The 378-nt window shown below is 75.9% G+C and carries 1 protein-coding gene; it reads left to right on the top strand.

Features of this window, described 5'->3' with window-relative positions; genetic code table 11:
* Positions 1 to 247 precede the first annotated feature (247 nt).
* On the top strand, positions 248 to 378 hold a 131-nt coding region (locus R5H29_RS00875; RefSeq protein WP_407073507.1), incomplete at its 3' end, for an FGGY family carbohydrate kinase.

Genomic DNA, 378 nt, shown 5'->3' with positions numbered 1-378 from the left:
CATGCAGCGTCTCCGGTAGAGCGGTCGGGGTAAGGTACCTCAGCTTCCTGCAGAGCCGGGGCACGCGCGGCGGGGGTGGGCGGGAGGCCCCCCGCCTGGGCCCGCGCCACACCCCGGCGGGGGCCGCCCCCCCCCGGCGGGCGGCCCGCGCCCCGGCCCGGGCCCCCCCCCACACCCCCGCGCCCCCGCCCCCGGCTCTGCAGGAAGCTGAGGTACCTTACCCCGACCGCTCTACCGGAGACGCTGCATGACGCCCCGCTACGTGCTGGCCATCGACCAGGGCACCACCAGTTCGCGCGCGATCCTGTTCGACCGTGCCGGCGACATCGTCGGCAGTGCACAGCGCGAATTCGCACAGATCTTCCCCCAGCCCGGCTG

The sequence above is a fragment of the Stenotrophomonas sp. A3_2 genome (genome assembly GCF_036624925.1).
Taxonomy (GTDB): Bacteria; Pseudomonadota; Gammaproteobacteria; order Xanthomonadales; family Xanthomonadaceae; genus Stenotrophomonas; species Stenotrophomonas hibiscicola.
This window is presented reverse-complemented; position numbering and strand designations above follow the sequence as displayed.